This window comes from Prochlorococcus sp. MIT 1307, from assembly GCF_034092395.1.
GTDB lineage: Bacteria > Cyanobacteriota > Cyanobacteriia > PCC-6307 > Cyanobiaceae > AG-363-K07.
In genome coordinates this window covers 354,276-375,856 of the sequence record NZ_CP139301.1, presented here as the reverse complement: position 1 = coordinate 375,856, position 21,581 = coordinate 354,276, and the positions used below count along the sequence as shown (strand labels likewise).

At 34.1% G+C, this 21,581-nt stretch carries 17 protein-coding genes; 12 read left to right on the top strand and 5 right to left on the bottom strand.

Annotation, left to right across the window (positions count from 1 at the left end; genetic code table 11):
- Positions 1–79: 79 nt before the first annotated feature.
- Genes dapF through SOI82_RS01990 form a run of 4 tightly spaced genes read left to right on the top strand, consistent with a single transcriptional unit; the run spans position 80 to position 4,126 of the window.
- On the top strand, positions 80–964 hold the full coding sequence (gene dapF, locus SOI82_RS02005) for a diaminopimelate epimerase (protein WP_320667719.1): 885 nt from the start codon (positions 80–82) through the stop codon (positions 962–964).
- Positions 965–972: 8 nt separating this feature from the next.
- Positions 973–2,166, top strand: coding sequence for a cysteine desulfurase family protein (locus SOI82_RS02000; RefSeq protein WP_320667718.1), 1,194 nt, complete (start codon positions 973–975; stop codon positions 2,164–2,166).
- A 37-nt stretch (positions 2,167–2,203) separates the two neighbouring features.
- On the top strand, positions 2,204–2,836 hold the full coding sequence (locus SOI82_RS01995) for a DUF1995 family protein (protein WP_320667717.1): 633 nt from the start codon (positions 2,204–2,206) through the stop codon (positions 2,834–2,836).
- 6 nt (positions 2,837–2,842) lie between these two features.
- Complete coding sequence (locus SOI82_RS01990) at positions 2,843–4,126, top strand: D-alanyl-D-alanine carboxypeptidase (protein WP_320667716.1); 1,284 nt, start codon at positions 2,843–2,845, stop codon at positions 4,124–4,126.
- Here SOI82_RS01990 and SOI82_RS01985 read toward each other — a convergent pair.
- Positions 4,110–5,042 (bottom strand): hypothetical protein, encoded by a 933-nt coding sequence (locus tag SOI82_RS01985; protein ID WP_320667715.1) that lies wholly within the window; start codon positions 5,040–5,042, stop codon positions 4,110–4,112. The two genes, SOI82_RS01990 and SOI82_RS01985, sit on opposite strands and share 17 nt — an antisense overlap.
- A 14-nt stretch (positions 5,043–5,056) precedes the next feature.
- Positions 5,057–5,536, bottom strand: a complete 480-nt coding sequence (gene coaD / locus SOI82_RS01980) for a pantetheine-phosphate adenylyltransferase (RefSeq protein WP_320667714.1) — start codon at positions 5,534–5,536, stop codon at positions 5,057–5,059.
- Between the two features lie 70 nt (positions 5,537–5,606).
- On the opposite strand from coaD, the gene SOI82_RS01975 reads away from it, so the two are divergent.
- The 4 genes from SOI82_RS01975 to SOI82_RS01960 all read left to right on the top strand — a co-directional run bounded on the left by SOI82_RS01975 (position 5,607) and on the right by SOI82_RS01960 (position 9,399).
- A complete protein-coding gene (locus tag SOI82_RS01975; protein WP_320667713.1) occupies positions 5,607–6,089 on the top strand; it encodes a flavin reductase family protein in 483 nt (160 codons plus the stop codon).
- Positions 6,090–6,096: 7 nt separating this feature from the next.
- Positions 6,097–8,037: an excinuclease ABC subunit UvrC gene (gene uvrC / locus SOI82_RS01970; protein WP_414153520.1), complete on the top strand. Its 1,941-nt coding sequence runs from the start codon at positions 6,097–6,099 to the stop codon at positions 8,035–8,037.
- Positions 8,038–8,167: 130 nt separating this feature from the next.
- Complete coding sequence (hemJ, locus tag SOI82_RS01965) at positions 8,168–8,743, top strand: protoporphyrinogen oxidase HemJ (protein ID WP_320668452.1); 576 nt, start codon at positions 8,168–8,170, stop codon at positions 8,741–8,743.
- 2 nt (positions 8,744–8,745) lie between these two features.
- Entirely contained in the window at positions 8,746–9,399 is a 654-nt protein-coding gene (locus tag SOI82_RS01960; protein WP_320667712.1) for a PHP domain-containing protein, read from the top strand.
- Positions 9,400–9,420: 21 nt separating this feature from the next.
- On the opposite strand, the gene cobN is transcribed toward SOI82_RS01960, so the two are convergent.
- A complete protein-coding gene (gene cobN / locus SOI82_RS01955; protein WP_320667711.1) occupies positions 9,421–13,182 on the bottom strand; it encodes a cobaltochelatase subunit CobN in 3,762 nt (1,253 codons plus the stop codon).
- Positions 13,183–13,257: 75 nt separating this feature from the next.
- Between cobN and SOI82_RS01950 the strand changes: the two genes are divergently transcribed.
- Positions 13,258–14,172, top strand: a complete 915-nt coding sequence (locus tag SOI82_RS01950; protein ID WP_320668451.1) for a branched-chain amino acid transaminase — start codon at positions 13,258–13,260, stop codon at positions 14,170–14,172.
- 33 nt (positions 14,173–14,205) lie between these two features.
- Entirely contained in the window at positions 14,206–17,814 is a 3,609-nt protein-coding gene (gene metH / locus SOI82_RS01945; protein WP_320667710.1) for a methionine synthase, read from the top strand.
- Between the two features lie 125 nt (positions 17,815–17,939).
- On the opposite strand, the gene SOI82_RS01940 is transcribed toward metH, so the two are convergent.
- On the bottom strand, positions 17,940–18,170 hold the full coding sequence (locus SOI82_RS01940) for a hypothetical protein (RefSeq protein ID WP_320668450.1): 231 nt from the start codon (positions 18,168–18,170) through the stop codon (positions 17,940–17,942).
- Positions 18,171–18,799: 629 nt separating this feature from the next.
- On the opposite strand from SOI82_RS01940, the gene SOI82_RS01935 reads away from it, so the two are divergent.
- Complete coding sequence (locus SOI82_RS01935) at positions 18,800–19,666, top strand: ATP adenylyltransferase (RefSeq protein WP_320667709.1); 867 nt, start codon at positions 18,800–18,802, stop codon at positions 19,664–19,666.
- A 13-nt stretch (positions 19,667–19,679) separates the two neighbouring features.
- Here SOI82_RS01935 and SOI82_RS01930 read toward each other — a convergent pair whose 3' ends face one another.
- Positions 19,680–19,883 (bottom strand): hypothetical protein, encoded by a 204-nt coding sequence (locus tag SOI82_RS01930; protein ID WP_320667708.1) that lies wholly within the window; start codon positions 19,881–19,883, stop codon positions 19,680–19,682.
- Positions 19,884–20,216: 333 nt separating this feature from the next.
- Here SOI82_RS01930 and SOI82_RS01925 point away from each other — a divergent pair, with 333 nt between their 5' ends.
- Positions 20,217–21,251 (top strand): molecular chaperone DnaJ, encoded by a 1,035-nt coding sequence (locus SOI82_RS01925; RefSeq protein WP_320667707.1) that lies wholly within the window; start codon positions 20,217–20,219, stop codon positions 21,249–21,251.
- Positions 21,252–21,581 lie beyond the last annotated feature (330 nt).

The window sequence follows — 21,581 nt, the reverse complement described above, 5'->3', positions numbered from 1 at the left end:
TTTAGTGTTTAGGAGTTTTCTTTCTAATACTTTAAGGACCTTTAGAACCAAAAATTAATTATTTTTAGAACAACATCATTTGAACAAAGCTCTCTACAGTATGGTCAAATTCAGGAAATATCATGGTCTTGGCAATGATTTTATTGTCATCGATGGCCTACTAGAAGATATCAATGATTTAAATTTGCCCAAACAAGCCGTCATAAGGAACATTTGTGACCGCCATTTTGGTATAGGAGCTGACGGTTTAATTCTTTTATTGCCACCAATTGATAACAACAAAATAAGAATGAAAATATTTAATTCAGATGGAACAGAAGCAGAAATGTGCGGTAATGGCGTTAGATGTTTAGTAAAGTTCTTATTAGATGGCAAAATGATTAATTTAAATGAGTCAATAAGAATAGAAACGCTGTCTGGAATAGTTGTTGCTACAACTATGAAAGATAGCTCCATCTCTGTTGATATGGGGTTACCTTCTTTTCAGCCATCTAAAATACCCACTACTCTGAAAACGAATTCAAAAGGTGTTCCTGAAGGTAAGATAATTATAGATCAAAAAGAATTAAATGTTTTTGCTGTAGGGATGGGTAACCCCCATATGATTATTTATATTGAAGATATTAATGAGATTACTCTAAATAATTGGGGCAAAGTATTAGAAATAGATCCTTCATTCCCAAATAAAACTAATGTACACTTTGTTAAAATTATATCAAATGATTGTTTAGAAGTTCATGTTTGGGAAAGAGGATGTGGACCTACACTTGCCTGTGGAACAGGTGCATGTGCCACTTTAGTTGTAACACATATGTTGGGATTATGTGGATCAAGTAGCAAGGTTAACCTTCCAGGGGGTCAGTTATTAATAAGTTGGCCTAAGCCAGAGTCTAGTGTTTTTATGCAAGGACCATCCCAATTAGTTTATTCAGGTCAATTTAAAGTTTCTGATTTTTCTGAATAATAATTTAAATGAAAAATAATCTATATCACCAAAATATTTATCTCGACGGAAGTGCTACATCACCTCCTAGAAAAGAAGTTATACAAAGGATTAATGAGATAGATATTAATTATTGGGCAAATCCCTCTAGTCTTCATTCCTATGGGATAAAAGCAGCGGAAATATTAGAAAGAAGTAGAAAAAGTATCGGACAATCACTAGGAGCAGAATGCAATGAAATATTTTTTACTTCTGGGGCCACAGAATCTATTCATCTTGCTATACAAGGCGCAGCTAAAAAAATCAAACCAGGACGAATAGTAATCTCTAATGTAGAGCACCCTTCTGTTCAATCTGCAGCAAAAATGTTAATAAAAGAAGGTTGGCAAATCGAATATTGGCCAGTAGATTTATACGGGCAAGTTCAAATGAGCAGATTAGATGATTTGCTTTCATACCCAACAAAGATTGTTTCTATAGTATGGGGACAAAGTGAAGTAGGTTCAATTCAACCGATAGAGGATATAGGGAGAGAATGTAAAACTAGAGGCATAATTTTCCATACAGACGCCACCCAAATACTATCTCAATTTAAATTCCAATGGAATGCATTGCCTGTAGATCTTTTAAGTGCTTCTTCACATAAATTTTGTGGCCCAAAAGGCGTTGGATTTTTATTAGTCAAAGCAGATACTTATAAATCCTTTACTCCATTATATGGAGGTGGGGGTCAGGAGAATGGACTACGATCTGGAACTCAGCCAGTCTCTCTTATAGCAGGCATGGCATTAGCAATAGAGCTATTAAATTCTCCCTTGATAGATAATGATTCACCACTGAACTGTTTAGGTGAATATAAGAAAGTAGAGGAATATACATTTCGATTGAGAAATAGATTGAAGAATTTTGATAATTTAGAATTTACAGGTCACCCTAAACTCAGACTAGCAAACCATATTTCTATGCTTGTAGGAAATAAGAACAACGAACCTCTATCTGGAAGAACAATAGTGAGAGAACTTTCAAAAAATGGTATTTATGCAAGTAGTGAAACCGCTTGCAAATCTGGAATTATTTCTTATAGCGAAACTCTTAAAGCAATGGGGATACCTTTAGATTGGTGTAAGTCTGGATTGAGGTTTTCTTTAGGACCTTGGTTATCAGATGGTGATATTGAATCTGTACCTGATATATTACAAGAATGCATAACATCTTTGAATTGATTATGGATGGATTAGTCTAAACAAATAGGATTTGATCATGATACAAAACCTCCCAGGAACACTTTTAGAAGCAGAGAAACAATTTTATGATTCCTTGTTTGCATCCTTGGAATGTAATTATTCATCTCGTATTTCGATAGATTTAAAGTTAGAAGGCCTTAGATTAATGCCTGTCGCTTTTAGGCTGTTTAAGAAATTGAATACAGCAAATATCAAACCTTTTTTACTTTGGCCAGATGCAGGTGCAACAGCTTTAGCAAAAAGAGATGAACCTGAAATAAGTCAATATATAAAATCATTTAAGGAAGCTTTTCAAAAGGAGTTTCTCGATAAGAGTGAGAAACTTCTTATAGCTGTCTCACCCCAGCACTATGATTATGAAGAATTTGAGAAATTAAGCAATCAATATCATGGAAGAATAATTATGCTAAATGGAAAATTAGATGATGCAGCAATAGGGATTGGAAGTGTGGCTCGTGAGAGACGAAGATTATTTATCTCCAAATGGAAAAATGTATATTGGTTAGAGCCCTTATCAAAAGGAGCTTTAATGCATGTATATCCTAATACTTGGAATCTTTATAGACAAACTTCAAGTGGTTATCTGTTTAAAAAGAGTTATGATAGCAAGCCTAACCCAGATATAATTTTTGAATCTTTAATAGCATAATTATAGATGCAAAAATTAAAGCAAATAGTTCATAATATAAAAAGAAAACGACTGATTGCCTTTATATCATGTTTTACCTTGTCATTAATAGTAGGACAATTTTATAAAGAAACAAGTTTTATATCTCAACTGAAGCTATCTGAACTAAAACCCTTACTGTTAAAAAAAAAGGACTGTCCAGTTCTACAAAAAAAAATACTTTCTTTATTGGGAGATGACGCAGTAAATTGGAGTATAACTGTTCTAGATGAAGATAGAAATATTATAGCTTCTAATAATTCTTATTTACCTTTCATTCCAGCTTCTAATATCAAACTAATTACAACAGCCTTTGCGCTAGATAGATTAGGCCCAGATTTTCGATTGAGAACTAAACTCATCAGGAGATCCGATGGAGGTATTGAATTCTGGGGGCAAGGAGATCCAGATCTTAATAATGAAGACATTAAACTCTTTTCCAAGGACGCTGCACCTTATTTATTTGATCTTATAAAAAAGAATAAACCACCCAAGATAATAATCTATGAGGAGAGTTCTACGAATTGGTGGCCCGACAGCTGGTATGAATTTGATAGGCTTCAAAGTTATGGGTCTCCGATAACTAGACTAGCAATAACAAGTAATTCACTTAATAGGTCAGTACTAAACCCTATAGATAGATTTCATAGTTCTTTAAAGGATGAGTTGTTAAATTATGGTCTAACTCCTCTTATTATAAATAAAGAACATAAAAAGGAACCATTAATTCTAAGTGGAAGGAAAGTAATAAGGGAGATTAAATCTGCACCTATGATTAGTTTATTAAGCTTAGCGAACTCTGAAAGTCATAATTTCACAGCTGAAATTCTTAACAGGCACGCAGCTGGTAGTTGGAATTCATTAGAAGCTTCAAGAAAGGCACATCAATGGCTATTATCTTCTGGAATACCCATTGATAATTTCATTTTAGTTGATGGAAGTGGGCTTTCACGAACAAATAGAGTTACTAGCATAGGAATAGCTGCATTACTTTGGTTTATGGATCATCATAAACTCTCATCATTTTACAAATCATCTCTTGCTATATCTGGAATCAGAGGAACCTTAAGTAATTTAAATTATAGTTCAAGTTCTTACGGGAGTTTCTATGGAAAAACCGGAACATTATCAGGAGTTAGAGCTATCTCGGGTATCTTAATCACAAAGGATAATACTCGATATTTAAGCATTATTAATAACAATGGATTTAATCAGGATCCAACTATTAGTAATATTCTGGGATTGATTTCTCGCTTTAGCAAGTGCCAGTAAGTGTGCTTTTTATCTTTGAGGAATGACTTCTTATTTTTCTTAGGGGAATAGCACCAGTATTACCTATTGATTTTTCTTGTCTCATCGATGCGATAGATTTTATTTTTCCTAATTCTGATCTGCCTGCCAGAACTACTTGATTAAGTTCTCGAAGTCTACTTTCTAATTCTATAAGAGTTTGCTCAGCATATTTATTTGCACCTTCTTGAAGAAAGGCAGCTTCATTACGACTTTGGAGAATTAAAGAATCACATTGTTGTTGTGTTTGTTGTTTAAGCAGTATGGCTTCATTATTTATTCGTTCTGCTTCTTTTTGAGTTTCTATTTTAAGTTTTAAGCTTTCTTGTCTACATTTCTCTAATTGTTCAAGTGCTTTATTGTTATTGTTCTCATATCTTTTTTTTAGGTCAGCAGTTAATTCCTTGTCTCGATTTTCAATCATTGTTTTCCTTTCGGCTGCTTCTTTTTCAAGTTTCTGCCGATTAATTGCGTACATTCTTTCTTGTTGAGATATCTTTAATTGCATTTCATTTTCTATTTTAGCAGCTCTTTTATGAGCATTATTAATAATCTCTTCACATTTCTTTCGTGAGTAATTTTGCAGCTCTAATATTTGTCTTTCGGCTTCTTGTCTAACTCCGTCTGAATTAACTAATCTATTTCGCTCTTGTTTGGCTTTGGTTAATATGTCTTCTGCCATGACTTTGGATTTTTGCAAGTATTTGTCTCCATTTTTTAGTATTTCTGATGCATTGACAATTTCTCTTGGAATTGATTCTCTAATTTCATCAAGTAGATCAATCACATCCTGCTCGTTGATCAATCGATTTCCGCTAAAAGGAATCCTGTTTCCATCTAGAAGTATCTCTTCCAGTTGGTCTAGTTGATCCAATGTCGATAGATGCACTTCTTCCATGTTTTATGCAGTCATTATTCATAATTAAAAAGCCTTATAAGGTCTTTTGCCACCTTTTCAGGAACCATGTGGGAGACTTTTCCTCCAAATCGAGCTACTTCTTTAACAACAGAACTGCTTAAAAAGCTGTGATGGGCTTCGGTAACGAGGAAAACAGTTTCATAGTAAGCCTCAAGTGAACGGTTTGTATGAGCTATTTGTAGTTCATATTCGAAATCACTCATAGCTCTAAGACCTCTTAATATCAGATCAGCTTTGTTCTCTTTTGCGCATCTAACGGTTAGTCCTTTAAAGCTAATGACCTGAACCCCATTCAAGTGACTTGTAGCTGATCTAATCTGCTCTAGTCGTGTACCTAGATCAAAAGTTGGTGTTTTATCTGGATTCTCGAGTACTGCTACCAGAACCTCGCCAAACAAATCACAACCTCGATTTATAAGGTCAAGATGACCAAAGGTAAGTGGGTCAAAGCTTCCAGGGTATAAGGCTTTCATTTTTATTAAATTATTCCCACAAGGAATCTAGGTCGAAGTTGCCTAGAGTTAAAGCATTCAAACCTAAGTTATGACTCTCGACCTAGAAGCCAAAAAAACCTTACTTCGCAAAATCCCTCATGGACTTTTTATTTGTGGAGTTAGAGAAGGTAATGATGTAAACGGTTTTACAGCTAGCTGGGTCACTCAAGGTTCTTTTGAACCACCATTAGTAGTTATGGCTGTAAAGGCAGATGGAAGTAGTCATGGCATTATTAAACGAACCAGACGCTTCTCTCTCAATGTACTTAGGGCAGACCAGAAAGATTTGGCTGCAGTATTTTTTAAACCCCAAAAGGCTCTTGGTGGTAGATTTGAAACTGCCCCATTTAAATTTGGTGAATTGGGCCTCCCAATACTCGAAGATTGTATTGGAGGAGTTGAATGTGAGTTAATTGGCGAAGTTGTTCACGGAGATCACACAGTTTTCGTAGGGCAAGTTAAAGCGGCTCACCTAAATGAAGATAGTGAAGCCTTAAACCTTTCTTCTACAGGTTGGAATTACGGCGGATAAATATCCTTTGTCCCAAATCAATAAAGTACAGATTCTGCTAAATAATCAGCAGAGACTTAACGAAAGATTAGGTCTTATACCAAATGAACCAGGTTGTTATTTAATGCTTGATAGTGAAGAAAGGTTGCTATATGTAGGAAAATCAAAAAATCTTAAGAATAGAGTAAGAAGTTATTTTCATAGAAATAATGAACATAGTCCAAGAATAAAGTTAATGATTAGACAAATTGCAGAAATAGAATTTATTGTTACAGATAATGAGGCTGAGGCTTTAACTCTTGAATCTAATCTAATCAAAAATAAGCAACCTTATTTTAATATTCTATTAAAAGACGATAAGAAGTATCCCTATTTATGCATTACATGGAGTGAGGAGTATCCACGTATTTATATTACTAGAAGAAGAAGAAAAAGGAATCAATTAGATCGTTATTATGGTCCATATGTTGATGTTGGCCTCCTACGCAGAACATTATTTTTGGTAAAAAGGGTTTTCCCATTACGTCAGAGGCCTCAACCTTTGTATAAAGATAGAACATGCCTAAATTATTCAATAGGAAGATGTCCAGGTGTTTGTCAGCAGAAAATAAGTTCTGAAAAATACCATCAAACTTTGAAAAAAGTTGCCATGGTTTTTCAAGGCAGATCAGATGAATTAATTAAAAAACTAACAATCAATATGTACAAATATTCAAATAGAATGGAATATGAAAAAGCAGCACAGGTTAGAGATCAAATAAATGGTATTGAAAAAATAGGTGAAGATCAGAAAATGATTCTTCCAGATTCATCTATTTCTAGAGATGTAATAGCATTAGCAAAAGATGATCGAATAGCCTCCATACAGATTTTTCAGGTACGTAGCGGTAAATTAGTCGGTAGACTTGGTTACATCTCTAATGAGATTGACCTTGATAATGAAATAATTCTGCAAAGAATCATAGAAGAACATTACTGTTTAGTTGACTCTGTAGAAATTCCAAATCAAATTCATTTGCAATACCCTTTAATTCAACAAAAACTTATAACTGATTGGTTAAGTGAGACTAAAGGAAGAAATGTGAAGTTATTTTGCCCTAAGAGGAGTAAAAATTCAGAATTTATTGACCTAGTAAAGAGAAATGCATCTCATGAGTTGATTAGGATACAAAAAGGTCATCAAAAACAGGAACTTGCAACTTCTGACCTTGCCTCTTTGCTTGAAATAGATTTTTTGCCTAGGAGAATTGAGGGTTATGATATCAGTCATATACAAGGAAGTGATGCTGTAGCCTCTCAGGTTGTATTTATTGATGGGCTACCTGCTAGACAACATTATAGAAAATATAAAATAAAAAGTCATATTATCAAGACTGGACATAGCGATGATTACTTATCTTTAGCAGAAGTTATAGAGAGAAGGTTTAAGAAATGGTCCAGATTAAAAAAAGAATTAGGTAGTATAGAATTAAAACAAAAAACTCATTCTAGCAGTTTAGAAAACTCAGTCTTTAATGATTGGCCCGACCTAATCATGATTGATGGTGGTAAGGGACAATTAAATGCCGTTATTAATAGGTTAAGACGTTTAGATTTGGAAAACGAAATTACTATATGCTCATTAGCTAAAAAAAATGAAGAAGTATATGTACCAAATAGAAGCGATCCTCTTAAAGCAGAGCCTGATCAATTAGGTCTACTCCTTTTAAGACGTCTTAGAGATGAAGCCCATCGCTTTGCCATAAATTTCCATAGACAGCAAAGAGGTTCTAGAATGAAACGCTCTACTCTTAGTCAAATTCCAGGAATAGGACCTAAAAGGATTGGAGTCCTTTTAACTCATTTTCAATCTATCGATGCTATACAAATGGCTTCACTTGAACAATTAAGCAAAGCACCTGGGGTAGGAAACCAGCTTGCTTTAGAGGTATGGAATTATTTTCATCCAGAGCATGAGTCAAATTCCTAAGAAACTCATATGGATTAATTCAATTCTGCTTCTTTTGCCTACTATTTAGATGGAAGCACCAATTAAAAGGAACATTCTAAATGTTGTAACTGACCTTCCAATCCAACATTATTATTTCCCTTCTTAAATGATTAACTTGTCTCCTGAGGCCTATCTTTGGTTTAAGACTCTTCATATAATTGGTGTAGTGGTATGGTTCGCTGGACTTTTTTATTTAGTAAGACTTTTTATATATCACGTAGAAGCAGAAGAACTTCAGCCAGAACTCATAGAACCCTTTAAGAAGCAATATGTTCTTATGGAAAAGCGTTTGGCTAATATTATTACTACACCAGGAATGGTAATAGCTATAAGTATGGCTATTGGATTACTTGTTATGCAACCAGATTGGTTATCACAAGGTTGGATGCAGGCAAAACTTTCTGTTGTCTTAGCCCTATTAATTTATCATCTCTACTGTTATAGACTTATGAGGCAGCTTGAGCTTAATGAATGTAAATGGTCTGGTAGGCAATTAAGAGCATTAAATGAATTGCCTACACTGTTTTTAGTATTAGTTGTGATGCTTGTTGTATTTAAAAATCAATTCCCTACAAGTGCAGCCACATGGCTTATTTTTGGTTTGATTGTTCTAATGGCAGCAACCATTCAATTTTATGCTAGGTGGAGAAGATTGCGTAACGAGGAATTAACTACAACTTTATAACATTGAGTAATCTACAAGATTTAAGAAAAATACTTTCAAGTATTGGACCAAATAGTTGTCCTGAAAAAATAAATCTCCACTGTCATACATTATTTAGTGACGGTAGCCTATCCCCTGAATCACTTATATATCAAGCTTGTCAGCGAAATTTAAATCATTTATCAATCACTGATCATCATACAGTTAAAGCATATAACGCTATATATAGATGGTTAGATTTAAATCAATCTTGCTACAGAAAGGTCCCCAAAATATGGAGTGGTATAGAAATTAGTTGTCTTTTAAAGAATTGCCTTGTACATGTTATAGGATTAGGTTTTGATCTTTCTAATAAAGCACTTTTTCCATATACAAGAGGTGAATCTCCCAATGGAAAATATTTAGAAGCTCCAAATGTAGTTAAAGCAATTAGAGAAGCAGGCGGATTAATTGTTCTTGCCCATCCAGCTCGATATAGGTTGCCATACTTTGAGCTAATAGCTGAGGCGGCTAGATTGGGATTTGATGGTGGAGAAGCTTGGTATGATTACGAGCATTCAACTCCTTGGAAACCAACTCCTCTTGTATGTGAATCTATTAATAATCAACTGAAGTCCTTAAACCTATTAACTACTTGTGGTACTGATTCACATGGGTATGATCTATCTTGTCGATAGTATTATATAGAGTGAAAAAGATTAATTATACTTTCCATCTTCAATATATTTTTCTGTTTTATATACTATATTTTTTAAAAATTCCTTTTGTTCAATAGAAGCATTGCCCCACATATTTCTATTAGAAGCTTCTAATAATCTTTCAGCTATATCTCTCAAAACCCAAGGATTATTTGCATTTAGAAAGTCTTTGATATTTTTTTCTTTTAACCACTTCTCACAAATTTCTGTATAACACCAATTAGGCACCTGCCCAGTAGATGCATCATAAGCGAATAAATAATCTAAGCTTGCTCCCATTTCAAATGCACCTTTATAACCATGTTTTTGCATTCCTTTTATCCAACGTGGATTCAGCATTCGGCTTCTCATAACTTTATCAATTTCTTTAGATAATTTGTGGACTCTGGGCCTTTGAGGTCTTGAATTATCCCCAAAAAGAACATCTGGCTTTCTTTTAGATGTTTTTTCTACGGCTGCAGTTAAACCACCATGGAATTGATAGTAATCATCAGAATCAAGAATATCGTGCTCACGGTTATCTTGATTATGTAAGACTACTTCGACGTCACTTAAGCAACTTTTGAGTCCTTTAATATCTTTAATGGCATTGTCAGAATTTTCATATCTCCATTGACTCCATTCTAGATACGCATTAGCTAGGTCATAAGTATTTTCCCATGCTCCAGAGTCTATTAAGGCTTGTAGGCCTGCTCCATAAGAACCTGGTGCAGAGCCATATACTCTTCCTCCACTTTTACCTTGTTTTATTGAAGCTGAGAGAGGATTCATATTTGTAGGTTCATCAAGGGCAGCGATCATTCTTTGTGCTTTATTTACATAATCAATAAGTTGTGGAAAAGCATCGCGAAATAGGCCAGATATTCTTAGAAATACGTCAACACGCGGTCTGCCAAGAATACTAAGAGGGATTACTTCTAAGTCCACTACTCGTCTTGTTGCGCCATCCCATACAGGCTGAATTCCGATCAGAGATAATAATTGGGATATCTCTTCACCACCATTTCTCATAGTTGCTGTACCCCAAACAGAAATAGCTAATTTTTTTAGGTCCTCCCCTTTTTCCATTAGATGTAGTTCAAGTAAATTATTTGCACTTCTCTTTCCAAGCTCCCAAGCAGCTTCTGTCGGTAACCCCCTTAAGTCGACACTATAAAAGTTCTTACCAGTCGGCAAAACCTCTTCTCTCCCTCTTGTTGGTGAACCTGAAGGTCCACTATTTACCCTTCTTCCAGAAATAGCATTAATAAAACTCTTCTTCTCATCATCGGGGCTTCTATAGAGACGAGGCATTAAATCCTTTGAAATATACTCTTTTAGTGGATTAAAGCCATCTTTTAGTATACGCTTTAGTTTAGGTGCTATTTCTAAATCTCTGTTTTCTCTGAATATTCCATTTTTAAATGAACTTAGGATTTCTTCTATAATTAAAAGGGCCTGACTATCTAACCATTCTATTAAATCTCCATTATTATAAAAATTAAGATCTGATACTTCCCTCATTCTTTTTTTGTCATTACTAGTTAACTCCTTGCTAGGTTCTTCTGTCCATGGATCAATATCTAAACCCAACTCTTTAGATAATAATTGTGTAATCCCTTTTCTTTTTAGGGTTGGAGCTTTGCTTATTAAAAACAGTAACTCTATAAATTCTTTTTTACTCTGATGTTTCCCAAGAATATGAAGTCCAGTGCGAATTTGTGCTTCTTTTAATTCACAAAGATATGACTCTACGTCTGTAAATATTTCACTTATGGAACCTAATTCTAACTCTTTGAAGTTATTGATATTTTTCTTTAGTGGCCAATTATTCTTATACAATAAGTCTATTATTTTTTTTTCTAATATTGAATTTCTTTTCTCAGACAGAAGTCTTGATTCATAGTATTCGTCCATATATCCTTCCAACTTAAGCAAGTCTCCATGTAAACCTGCTAAACCTAGTGGTGGAGTTAAATGATCTATAATTACTGCTTGTGACCTACGTTTTGCTTGAGACCCTTCTCCTGGATCATTGACGATAAAGGGATAAATATTTGGTAAATTGCCAATTGCTATATGAGGATAACAGCTGCTACTTATACCTATTCCTTTACCAGGTAGCCATTCTAAGCTTCCATGTTTACCTATATGAACTACAACGTTTGATTTTTGTACTTTTTTTATCCACAAGTACTGAGCTAAGTATCTATGAGGAGGAGGCAAATCTGGAGAGTGTAAATCATCTAGACTTTCTGAATCGTACCCTCTGCTTGGTTGTATAAGTAGAGAAATATTGCCATATTTAATACCATGAACTGGGTAACCTTTACTCTCTATATCTATAGCTCTTTTGGGATCTCCCCATCTTTCTAAGATAGGTATCTTTGAGTCTAGAGGAAGCTTATCCCACCAATCTAGGTAAACTTCTATTTTTAAATAATCCAAAGGTTTCTTGTGAGAACTTTCTGGATCATTAGTTCTGCTATTTAATAACAATTTTATTAATTCATTACTATTTACTGGAAGTTTTTTATTTCCTAAGTAATGGCCTGTTTCTTTTAGCCAATGCAGTATTTCTAAAGTGCTAGCTGGCGTATCAAGACCGACACCATTAGCCAATCTTCCATTTTTGACTGGGTAATTTGCTATAATAAGAGTGATTTGTTTTTCAGATGGCTTCAAATCTTGTAGTTTAATCCAATATCTCAGGTGCTTACTTACCCAATCTAAATTTTCAGGGAATGACTCTAAGGATTGTATTGCTGTTCTAAGATGTTTGTGTGCTTGTTTTGTTGTTTTGAAAGCACATGGCCTAGTTGTAATACGTCCATCTAACTCTGGGAGAACAATTTGCATAGACAAATCTAGTGGAGATAAACCTCTTTTACTTTTTTCCCAGGCTCCCTTATTAATAGAACTTGTTAACATTTGAAAAATGGGAATGTTTAATTTATCCCATAAAGGTGCGCCTGATGAAGCATCATTAAATTCTACCGATGAAAAAGATGTTGTAGTCAGAATTGCCTTTACTTTTTCATTAGAAAGGATTTCACAAACAGTAGACTTGACATTCTCTTCCCTGAGACTTGACACCCATAATAGTCTAGGAGTGAAACCATATTTTCTTAAAGAACAATTAATATCTTTTGCTAACTTTACATCACCAGACTGCAGCAATGCTCTATAAAGTAAAATACAAACTTTTGGACCTGATTCTTTCCTCCAGTCCCATTTTTGAGGGTCATCTATATTATTTACCTGAAATTTATCTAATTCATAGCTACGATTAGCTAATATTTCATTTAGGAGCATTAATACAGTAGACATATTTTTGGTACCTCCTATTTTTAGAAGTTCTGATATTCTTTCTGTTGTTTTTAGTTCGATATTGCCTATCGAATGCAATTCGATCTCCTGTTCCTTTGTTCCAGATACAATTATTAAATTTCTTTTTAAATCTTTATTTACCCAAGATTGAAGTTTTTCTAGGCCATATGACCAATGCCCTCTTCCACCAAGTATACGTACCAGAATTAAATTTGCCTTTTTGGCTGATGTATTTATGTAATGATCTATTTGGGCTGAGTGGTTTAAAGCTGATAAAGGCAATGCTCTAATACGTCCATTCCACTTCTTTTGTCTAGATATCAATAAGGTTGCGGCAAGAGTTGCTATATCTGTTGAAGCACTTGTGAGAAAAAGAACAGGAGCCGAAGACTGCTCTACAAGCGTAATCCCTTGTTCGGAGCTGTCACCAGGAAGTGTGGCTAATCGATGCATTCATACATTCTCCAGCATTAGCATTAAAGAAAGGAGTAAATAGTGAGAGGATTAATGAGTTCTACCATTTCTGAAATGCATCAGTTCTTACCCTACGCATGGTTTAGGGGTGAATGCGTGCCATTTGCGGAGGCAAATGTTTCTATTGCTACGCATGCTTTGCATTATGGCACTGGGGCTTTTGGTGGTATGAGAGCCATTCCTGACCCAAAAGAGAATAGAGATTTTCTCCTCTTTAGGGTTGATCGACATGCTAAACGTTTAAGTCAGAGCGCTAAATTACTCTTGACTGAATTAACAGAAGATACTTTTTTGAATGCTTTGAAAGTGATGTTAAAGGCCAATAAACCTACAAAACCAATTTATCTGAGACCATTTGTGTATACAAGTGACTTAGGCATAGCACCAAGATTACATAACATTGAAACCGATTTTCTGATTTACGGTATCGAATTAGGTGATTATTTGTCACCAGAAGGAGTAAGTTGCAGGTTTAGCAGTTGGACTCGACAAGAAGATTGTTCTTTACCTCTACGAGGAAAAATAAGTGGAGCATATATAACAAGCTCCTTAGCCAAGACCGAGGCTGTATTAAGTGGATTTGATGAGGCATTATTATTAAATACAAAAGGCAAAGTAAGTGAAGCTAGTGGCATGAATATATTTATAGTTAGAGAAGGAAACTTAATTACACCGGGAGTTGATCAGGATATTCTAGAAGGTATCACAAGGGCTAGTGTTATAGAAATAGCCAAGGACAAAGGTATTAATGTAATAGAAAGAGCAGTTGATAAGACAGAATTATTTATTGCTGATGAAGTTTTTCTAACAGGAACAGCAGCAAAGATTACACCAATTAGAAAAATAGAGTCAACTATTTTAGGTTCTAATAGACCTATTATGAATTATTTAAAAGAATGTCTCGTTGATATTACAGAAGGTCGAAATCCTAAATACAATCAATGGATCACACGAATTAAAATTAATTAATTTAATTAAATTACAATCATTGCATACTAAGTTATGACAAACGAAAAAAAAGAAAGTAAAGATCAACATCATAATGATGTAGATTTTTTAAGTAGGTTAAAAGATAGAAATAAACCTGTTATGGTTTTTGATGGAGCAACAGGAACTTCTCTTCAAAACCTTGATTTAAATGCCGGTGATTTTGGTGGTAATTCCTATGAAGGTTGTAATGAAAATCTAGTTCTTACATCGCCAAACTCTGTTATTACAGTTCATAAGGCCTTCCTTGATGCTGGTGCTGATGTGATTGAAACTAATACATTTGGTGCTAGTTCAATAGTTTTAGCAGAATATGGATTGGAGAAAAAAGCTTACGAAATCAATAAAGTAGCAGCTACTATTGCCAAATCTGTAGCAGAAAAATATAGTATTAATAAAAGAAGATATGTAGCTGGTTCAATTGGCCCGACAACAAAACTTCCATCATTAGGACATATAACCTATGACCAATTATCTAACTCGTACCAAGAACAAGTTCAAGGGCTTTTAGATGGTAATGTTGATCTACTTCTTGTAGAAACATGTCAGGATATACTTCAAATAAAATCGGCTATTAATGCTATAGAGAACGTATTCAAAAGTATTCAAAGAAGAATTCCAATAATGGTTTCAGTTACTATGGAAACAACTGGGACAATGCTACTAGGTTCTGATATATCAGCTGTATTGTCTATTCTAGAGCCTTTTAATATTGATGTTTTGGGATTAAATTGTGCTACAGGCCCAGAACAGATGAAAGAACACATTAAATACCTTTCAACTTACGCAACTTGTGAGGTTAGTTGCATACCTAATGCTGGCCTACCAGAAAACATAGGAGGTGTTGCACATTATAGACTCAAACCAATAGAACTTAAAATGCAACTTTTGCATTTTGTTGAGGATCTTGGAGTAAGAATAATAGGTGGTTGTTGTGGTACTACTCCTCAACATATTAAAGAGTTGGTAAATCTTTCTAATGATATCTGTAATTATAAAAATAATTCAGTATTAAAAGAGAGAGTTAAATCTCCTTTAATACCTTCAGCTGCATCTATATATACTTCAACTCCCTATAAACAAGATAACTCCTTTCTAATAATTGGAGAAAGGTTAAATGCAAGTGGATCAAAAAAAGTCAGAGATTTACTTAATAAGGAAGACTGGGATGGTTTGGTATCTGTAGCAAGAGGTCAAGTCAAGGAAAATGCTCACATTCTAGATGTCAATGTTGATTATGTTGGAAGGGATGGAGAATCAGATATGAACAGGCTTGTTTCGAAATTAGTGACAACTATTAATTTACCATTAATGCTTGATTCTACAGAGTATAAAAAGATGGAAAGCGGTTTAAAAGTCGCAGGAGGTAAATGTATTCTCAACTCAACTAATTATGAGGATGGAGATCCTAGATTCTATAAGGTTTTGGAACTTGCCAAAAGATATGGAGCTGGAATTGTTATAGGTACAATAGATGAGGAAGGTATGGCTAGAACAGCAGAAAGAAAATTCTTAATAGCCAAGAGAGCTTACAATGATTCAATCAACTATGGGATTTCGCCAAGTGAAATATTTTATGATCCCCTAGCCCTTCCAATCTCAACAGGTATAGAAGAAGATAGATGTAATGCACTAGAAACCATAAAAGCCATTAAACGAATTACTAATGAACTTCCTAATGTTCATATTATTCTAGGCATATCTAATATCAGTTTTGGTCTTTCACAAGCGGCTCGAATTACTTTAAATTCAGTATTTTTAAACATGTGCTATGAAGTAGGTTTGGATGCAGCTATAGTTTCTCCCTCAAAGATACTTCCTTTATCAAAAATCGATAAGAAGCATATTGATATATGTGTAGACCTAATAAATGATAATAGGAAGTTTGAAAATGATGTTTGTGTATATGACCCACTATCAGAACTTACAACATTATTTGAAGGCGTTTCAGCAAAAGCAGCTAGAACTACAAAAGACCTTAAAAAGCTATCAATAGAAGAGCGCCTAAGAACACATATAATTGATGGTGAACGTATTGGCTTGAACGATACGCTTGAAATAGCTTTAAATAAATATAAACCCCTTGAAATTATTAATCAATATCTTTTAGACGGTATGAAGGTAGTTGGTGAACTCTTTGGTTCAGGTCAGATGCAATTGCCTTTTGTACTTCAATCTGCTGAGACGATGAAAGCAGCTGTCTCCTACTTAGAACCTTTTATGGAATCAGTTGATGGAAAGAGAAAAGCTAAGGGTAAATTTCTTATTGCTACCGTAAAAGGGGATGTACATGATATTGGTAAAAATCTCGTTGATATAATATTAACTAATAATGGTTATGAGGTTATCAACCTAGGAATAAAGCAAGATATATCTTCAATTATCTCTGCTCATAAGAAACATCAACCTGACTGTATTGCCATGAGTGGGCTATTAGTTAAGTCTACCGCTTTTATGAAGGAAAACTTAGAAGAATTTAATCAAGAGCGAATTAGTATTCCAGTTATCCTAGGAGGTGCAGCACTAACTCCACGTTTCGTAAATAAGGATTGTAATTCTGTTTATAACGGCAAAGTTTTATATGGTAAGGACGCGTTTACAGACCTAAGATTTATGGAGGAATATACACAAGAAAAATTAAAGGGCGGTTGGGATGATGAAAAAGGTTTTAAAGATGGAAAAAAAAATATATATTTCTTTTCAGACAGAAGTAATGAGGTAGTAATTAATAAAGATGTAGACCAAAATGAGGATGTAGTTTCGAACAAGAAATTAGAATTAATTAGTACAGAGAGGTCTCCTGTTGTCCAGGAAGAAGAACCTATCACACCTCCTTTCTTAGGACCAAAGATATTACAGACTAAGGATATAAACCTAGATGATATCCTTTTTTATCTAGATAGAAATGCCTTATTTGCTGGACAATGGCAGATGCGTAGGAATAAGAATCAGTCTAAGATTAAGTATTTAGAATTTTTGTCTTTGAATGCAGAGCCAGTATTATCCAAGTGGATAGATAAAGTTATAGCTAAGAATTTGGTTCAACCAAAGGCTGTATATGGTTATTTCCCCTGTGGAAGGGTAGGAAATAAGATTCTGGTTTTTAATTATCAAAATTATAATTTAATGGGAAGCTTTGAACTTCCTAGGCAGAATAGCGGCAACTATTATTGCATAGCAGATTTTTTTAGGGATTCAATAGACGGCAAACCAACTGATTATTTGCCGATGCAAGCAGTAACTATGGGTCCCAAAGCCACCATATATGCCCAGGAACTTTTTGCGGCTGATTCTTATTCTGATTATCTTTACTTTCATGGTTTAGCCGTCCAATTGGCAGAGGCTTTAGCTGAATACATACACGCAAAAATAAGAATAGAATGCGGTTTTAAATCACAAGAACCTACAGAATTGCCTAAAATATTAGCTCAGAGGTATAGAGGTTCTCGTTATTCATTTGGGTATCCAGCTTGTCCAAATGTTTCAGACTCACGTCAACAACTTATCTGGTTAAACGCTGACAAAATTGGTTTAGAAATGGATGAAAGTGATCAGCTTCAACCAGAACAAAGTACGACAGCATTAGTGACATTACATAGTAAGGCTAGATATTTTAGTGCTTAGCTATAAATAATTGATTTTATTTAGATACAAGAATTATTCTATTTTTTAAAGTAGTATTCTTTAAATATAAAATATTGCATTATTTTTTGAGGTGAGCTTTAGCTCACTTTGCAATTGGTTTTTTTTTAATCTTTGCAGAGTGCTTCCATAGTATCAATGACATTTTGTTGGAATTCATCTAATGCGTCCGAGTCGCCTAGATCAATTCCTTCACCAGCGGCATTTTGTGTTAGTTCCTGAAAATGGAAAGCACCCTCTCCATTTGCTAGAAACTCGATTGCAGAGGTTTCTCCACTCTCGCGAAAGGCATCGCATAGAGCGAGGAAAGCTGCGTCTTCAGTGAACTCCCAATCCATTGAGGAGATATTTCTCATTGACGTTTAACCCCTTCCCCCCTGTATCCGTCAACCATGTTCTACAAGAATGTGGCACTAATTTATAACCCCAAGGAGCGCTATTGGACCTTTCAAATGCTCTAAAGCCTTTGGCAGCAAGACTTTTTCTCATTTGTAAGCATAAAGAAAAAGTTTCGATACCCAAACCATTCATAATGTTTCATGTCTTTTTTTATTCAGATTCCTAGACAAAGAAAGTGCAAGAGCATGACCTCCTTACTAGCAAAAATACTTGCTTGGGATTTATGGGGATAGATCGGTTTTCTTGATTTGAGCCAATGGATTAAGTTTTGAAATAAACACTGGTCAGTTGGCTAGAGGACATGTCCGCGCCATCAAACACTCCTAAAAGCCCTTGGAAGGCCCCTAATTCTTTTATAGGTGCTTTGGCGTCATGGTTATGACAAATGAGCTCAGGCAACTTTTAAGAGGTGGCTGGCAAAAGCTTTTGCCATGAAAAAGCGAATTAAGTCATAACACGTAAAAAGAAAATTTAACTAATAAATATATTTAACTGATATTATAAATTCTTTTACTTCCTCTCTAAATAAGTATTCGTATAGGTAGAGTAATGAAGTCATTATTCAGTTATGCAAAATTCTCTGGATAAATCAAATCATATAGATTATTGGAGTACCGCTTTAGACAGGACAAAGATTGCTATAAAAAACAAATCATTATTGCCATTAGAAACCAAGATAATAAATGTTTACCATTTCGAAGACTTTAAATTTGAACTGAGAAGATTGATATCAAAAAGTCCACCTCACCTTAATAAAGAGGGTCCTAAAATGAACCCTTTTCTTCCTTCAGATAATAATTTAATTATTGCTGATATTGGTCATAAACACAAACTTATATTAAACAAGTATCCAGTACAATTAGGTCATATGTTGCTTATTACAAAAAGTTGGGAACCCCAAAAAGGATGGCTAACATTAAATGATTTGCAAGCATTAGAAAAAGTACAAAATAATACTTCTGGTCTTTGGTTTTTCAATAGCTCGCCCATCTCTGGAGCTAGTCAACCCCATAGACACCTACAACTCTTAAGAAGAAGTCAGAACGAAGTAGTATGTCCTAGAAATTTATGGTTTGAAAATTATATAAATCTAAACTTAGAAAGCAAGGATTCCATTTCTAGAAGCACGTTAGTTTTGAGAATTAATCAGAATGAATTTTCATCTGACAATCTTTATCAAAAATATTTGATGTGCTGCAAAACAATGGGCTTGGGAAATCCTATAGAAAATAAGGAACCATTAAAAGCATATAATTTGTTAATTTGCAAGAATTGGTTCGCTCTAATTATTAGGTCCAGGGAGGAAATAAAAGGGTTTAATCTAAATGCATTGGGTTTTGCCGGATATTTACTAGCTACTGACGAGTCAGATATAGAGTGGCTAAATACTTTTGGACCGGAATATCTCTTAAAACAGGTTGTAGAATCTAACTAAATACTATTCTACATTAATCTTTATCAGATTCATTCGACATGTTCTTGATATTATCTCGTTCAATTTGATTTTCAAGTGTAGAAATAGAAGCAGTTATTGCTGCAAGCCGTCTTTCTAGAGAATCTTTTATATAATTCAATAACTCGAGCTTCCTGTTTTGATAACGGTTTCGTCTTTTTGAATAATTAATCTTAGTACTGCAAGAATCATTAGTCACATTAAATTCCTCAACTAATATAAATATATACTATTTCTGGTTTAATTGTGGACTTAATGCTCTAAGCAAAACATTTAATGTAACTAGATAAATTTTTTTTATCAATATTATAAGTAAAATCTATATATAGGTATACAGTATGTAAATTTCAAATTTCAAATTACTCCACATCCAGAAATCAAGTAATATTTAAAGATGCTTTAAATTATTTATCTCTTGTTTAGTCTTTTGAAACTTTAATAAATATAGAAAATGAACCTTATAATGTTTTTGATTACTCTTATCTCATTTATATTCATTTAGCCCTATAGTGTGAAAAGTCCCTTTGATGCTGTGTCAGAAAATAATTTGACATCCCGACGCATTTCCGTGGACCTTCCAAATAACGATATTGAACGCTTAGATCAACTTAAAAGGGAGTGGGGTTTGAGAGGCAGGGGTGATGTTTTAAAGAGACTCTTAGAGGAGATATTACCTGATAATCAAGATCCTATATATATTCAAAAGGATATTAGTAATCAAAAGAATATTAATTCCTTTAATAGTCCCACATCTAGATATAATGAAAATAAGGCATTAGTATTAATAAAGCCAAGTAATAAAGAACCTCAAGATATAATAGATGAGAAATCTAGAAGTGTAAATTCTCAACCACTACATAATGAAAACTTAACCAATACAAATAATAAAGGAATAGATCTACCAGGGTTTGTAAGTAAAAGAACTTATAAGTTAAAAACTAGCCTAAGCAACCATGAAAAAACTTATTTTAATGAGGAAAATGTGATCAATACAATTAGTTATGATCAGGTTAATCAAGCCCTAAAAGCTTCGATTGATCACTGGCTAACTCTTTATGGCAATGAACCTAAGGATAATGTAATAGAAGCTGCAATGCTATGGTTAGCAAGAGATATATGGCCAGGGCTAGAGAATACTGATGGGTTACCTTTTACCTGGAGCGCAGCCAATAGGCTTTTAAAGGATTATTGTCCTTTTTGGAAATTTAAGAAGCCAAGCTTAGAAAGTATCATCGTAATAGCTGGTTTATTAGAAGATCCTTTTTCAGCAGAAACTATAACCAGCAGGATACCAACTCTTATTCGCAGATTCGTAAATAAATTCAAGAGGAACAAAAATGTTACTTCATTTCAAACATTGGAGTCGACTATGACAGTTCATGGTGCTTTGAAACTTTTAGATTTACCAACTCAAGCTGGAGCTTCTCTTACTTTATCTAAGGTAAGAGATTCATATAAATCTAAAGCTATGGAGGTACATCCTGATTCAGGAGGCTCTACAGAATCAATGAGAAGAGTAAATGAAGCATATCAATTACTAAAAGACCTATACAGAACGCAGGACTAATCTCAATTGTGTCATTAGAGACTTAGCGTAGGACTCCTATTGGGTCTCATGGTAGATTATTGATACTCTTTGCTTCTTTCGACAAGTCGCTTATAAAAAAACTTCTATACCTTATTAACTAATACAATAAAAAATTAAAAATTTAAATTTATATACCTTTTAACTCATCGCCCTTGCAAATTAAATTATAAGATTTCCTTGGTCCATTCTTTGTCCAATATTTTTTACCGTTTTTAAACTTTAGTGATAGCAATGCTTCTTGTAGAAGCGTAACTGTCATATAGACAGTTACGCGTAGTTCAGAAGAGAAATTTAGCTTTAACTAATGCT

Coding starts and splice junctions, on each gene's coding strand:
- cobN (WP_320667711.1), bottom strand. CDS start 13,182: ATGCATCGATTAGCCACACTTCCTGGTGACAGCTCCGAACAAGGGATT.
- SOI82_RS01940 (WP_320668450.1), bottom strand. CDS start 18,170: ATGGATTGGGAGTTCACTGAAGACGCAGCTTTCCTCGCTCTATGCGAT.
- SOI82_RS01985 (WP_320667715.1), bottom strand. CDS start 5,042: ATGGAAGAAGTGCATCTATCGACATTGGATCAACTAGACCAACTGGAA.
- SOI82_RS01990 (WP_320667716.1), top strand. CDS start 2,843: ATGCAAAAATTAAAGCAAATAGTTCATAATATAAAAAGAAAACGACTG.
- SOI82_RS02000 (WP_320667718.1), top strand. CDS start 973: ATGAAAAATAATCTATATCACCAAAATATTTATCTCGACGGAAGTGCT.
- SOI82_RS01975 (WP_320667713.1), top strand. CDS start 5,607: ATGACTCTCGACCTAGAAGCCAAAAAAACCTTACTTCGCAAAATCCCT.
- SOI82_RS01935 (WP_320667709.1), top strand. CDS start 18,800: ATGCAAAATTCTCTGGATAAATCAAATCATATAGATTATTGGAGTACC.
- SOI82_RS01950 (WP_320668451.1), top strand. CDS start 13,258: ATGCATCAGTTCTTACCCTACGCATGGTTTAGGGGTGAATGCGTGCCA.
- metH (WP_320667710.1), top strand. CDS start 14,206: ATGACAAACGAAAAAAAAGAAAGTAAAGATCAACATCATAATGATGTA.
- SOI82_RS01995 (WP_320667717.1), top strand. CDS start 2,204: ATGATACAAAACCTCCCAGGAACACTTTTAGAAGCAGAGAAACAATTT.
- coaD (WP_320667714.1), bottom strand. CDS start 5,536: ATGAAAGCCTTATACCCTGGAAGCTTTGACCCACTTACCTTTGGTCAT.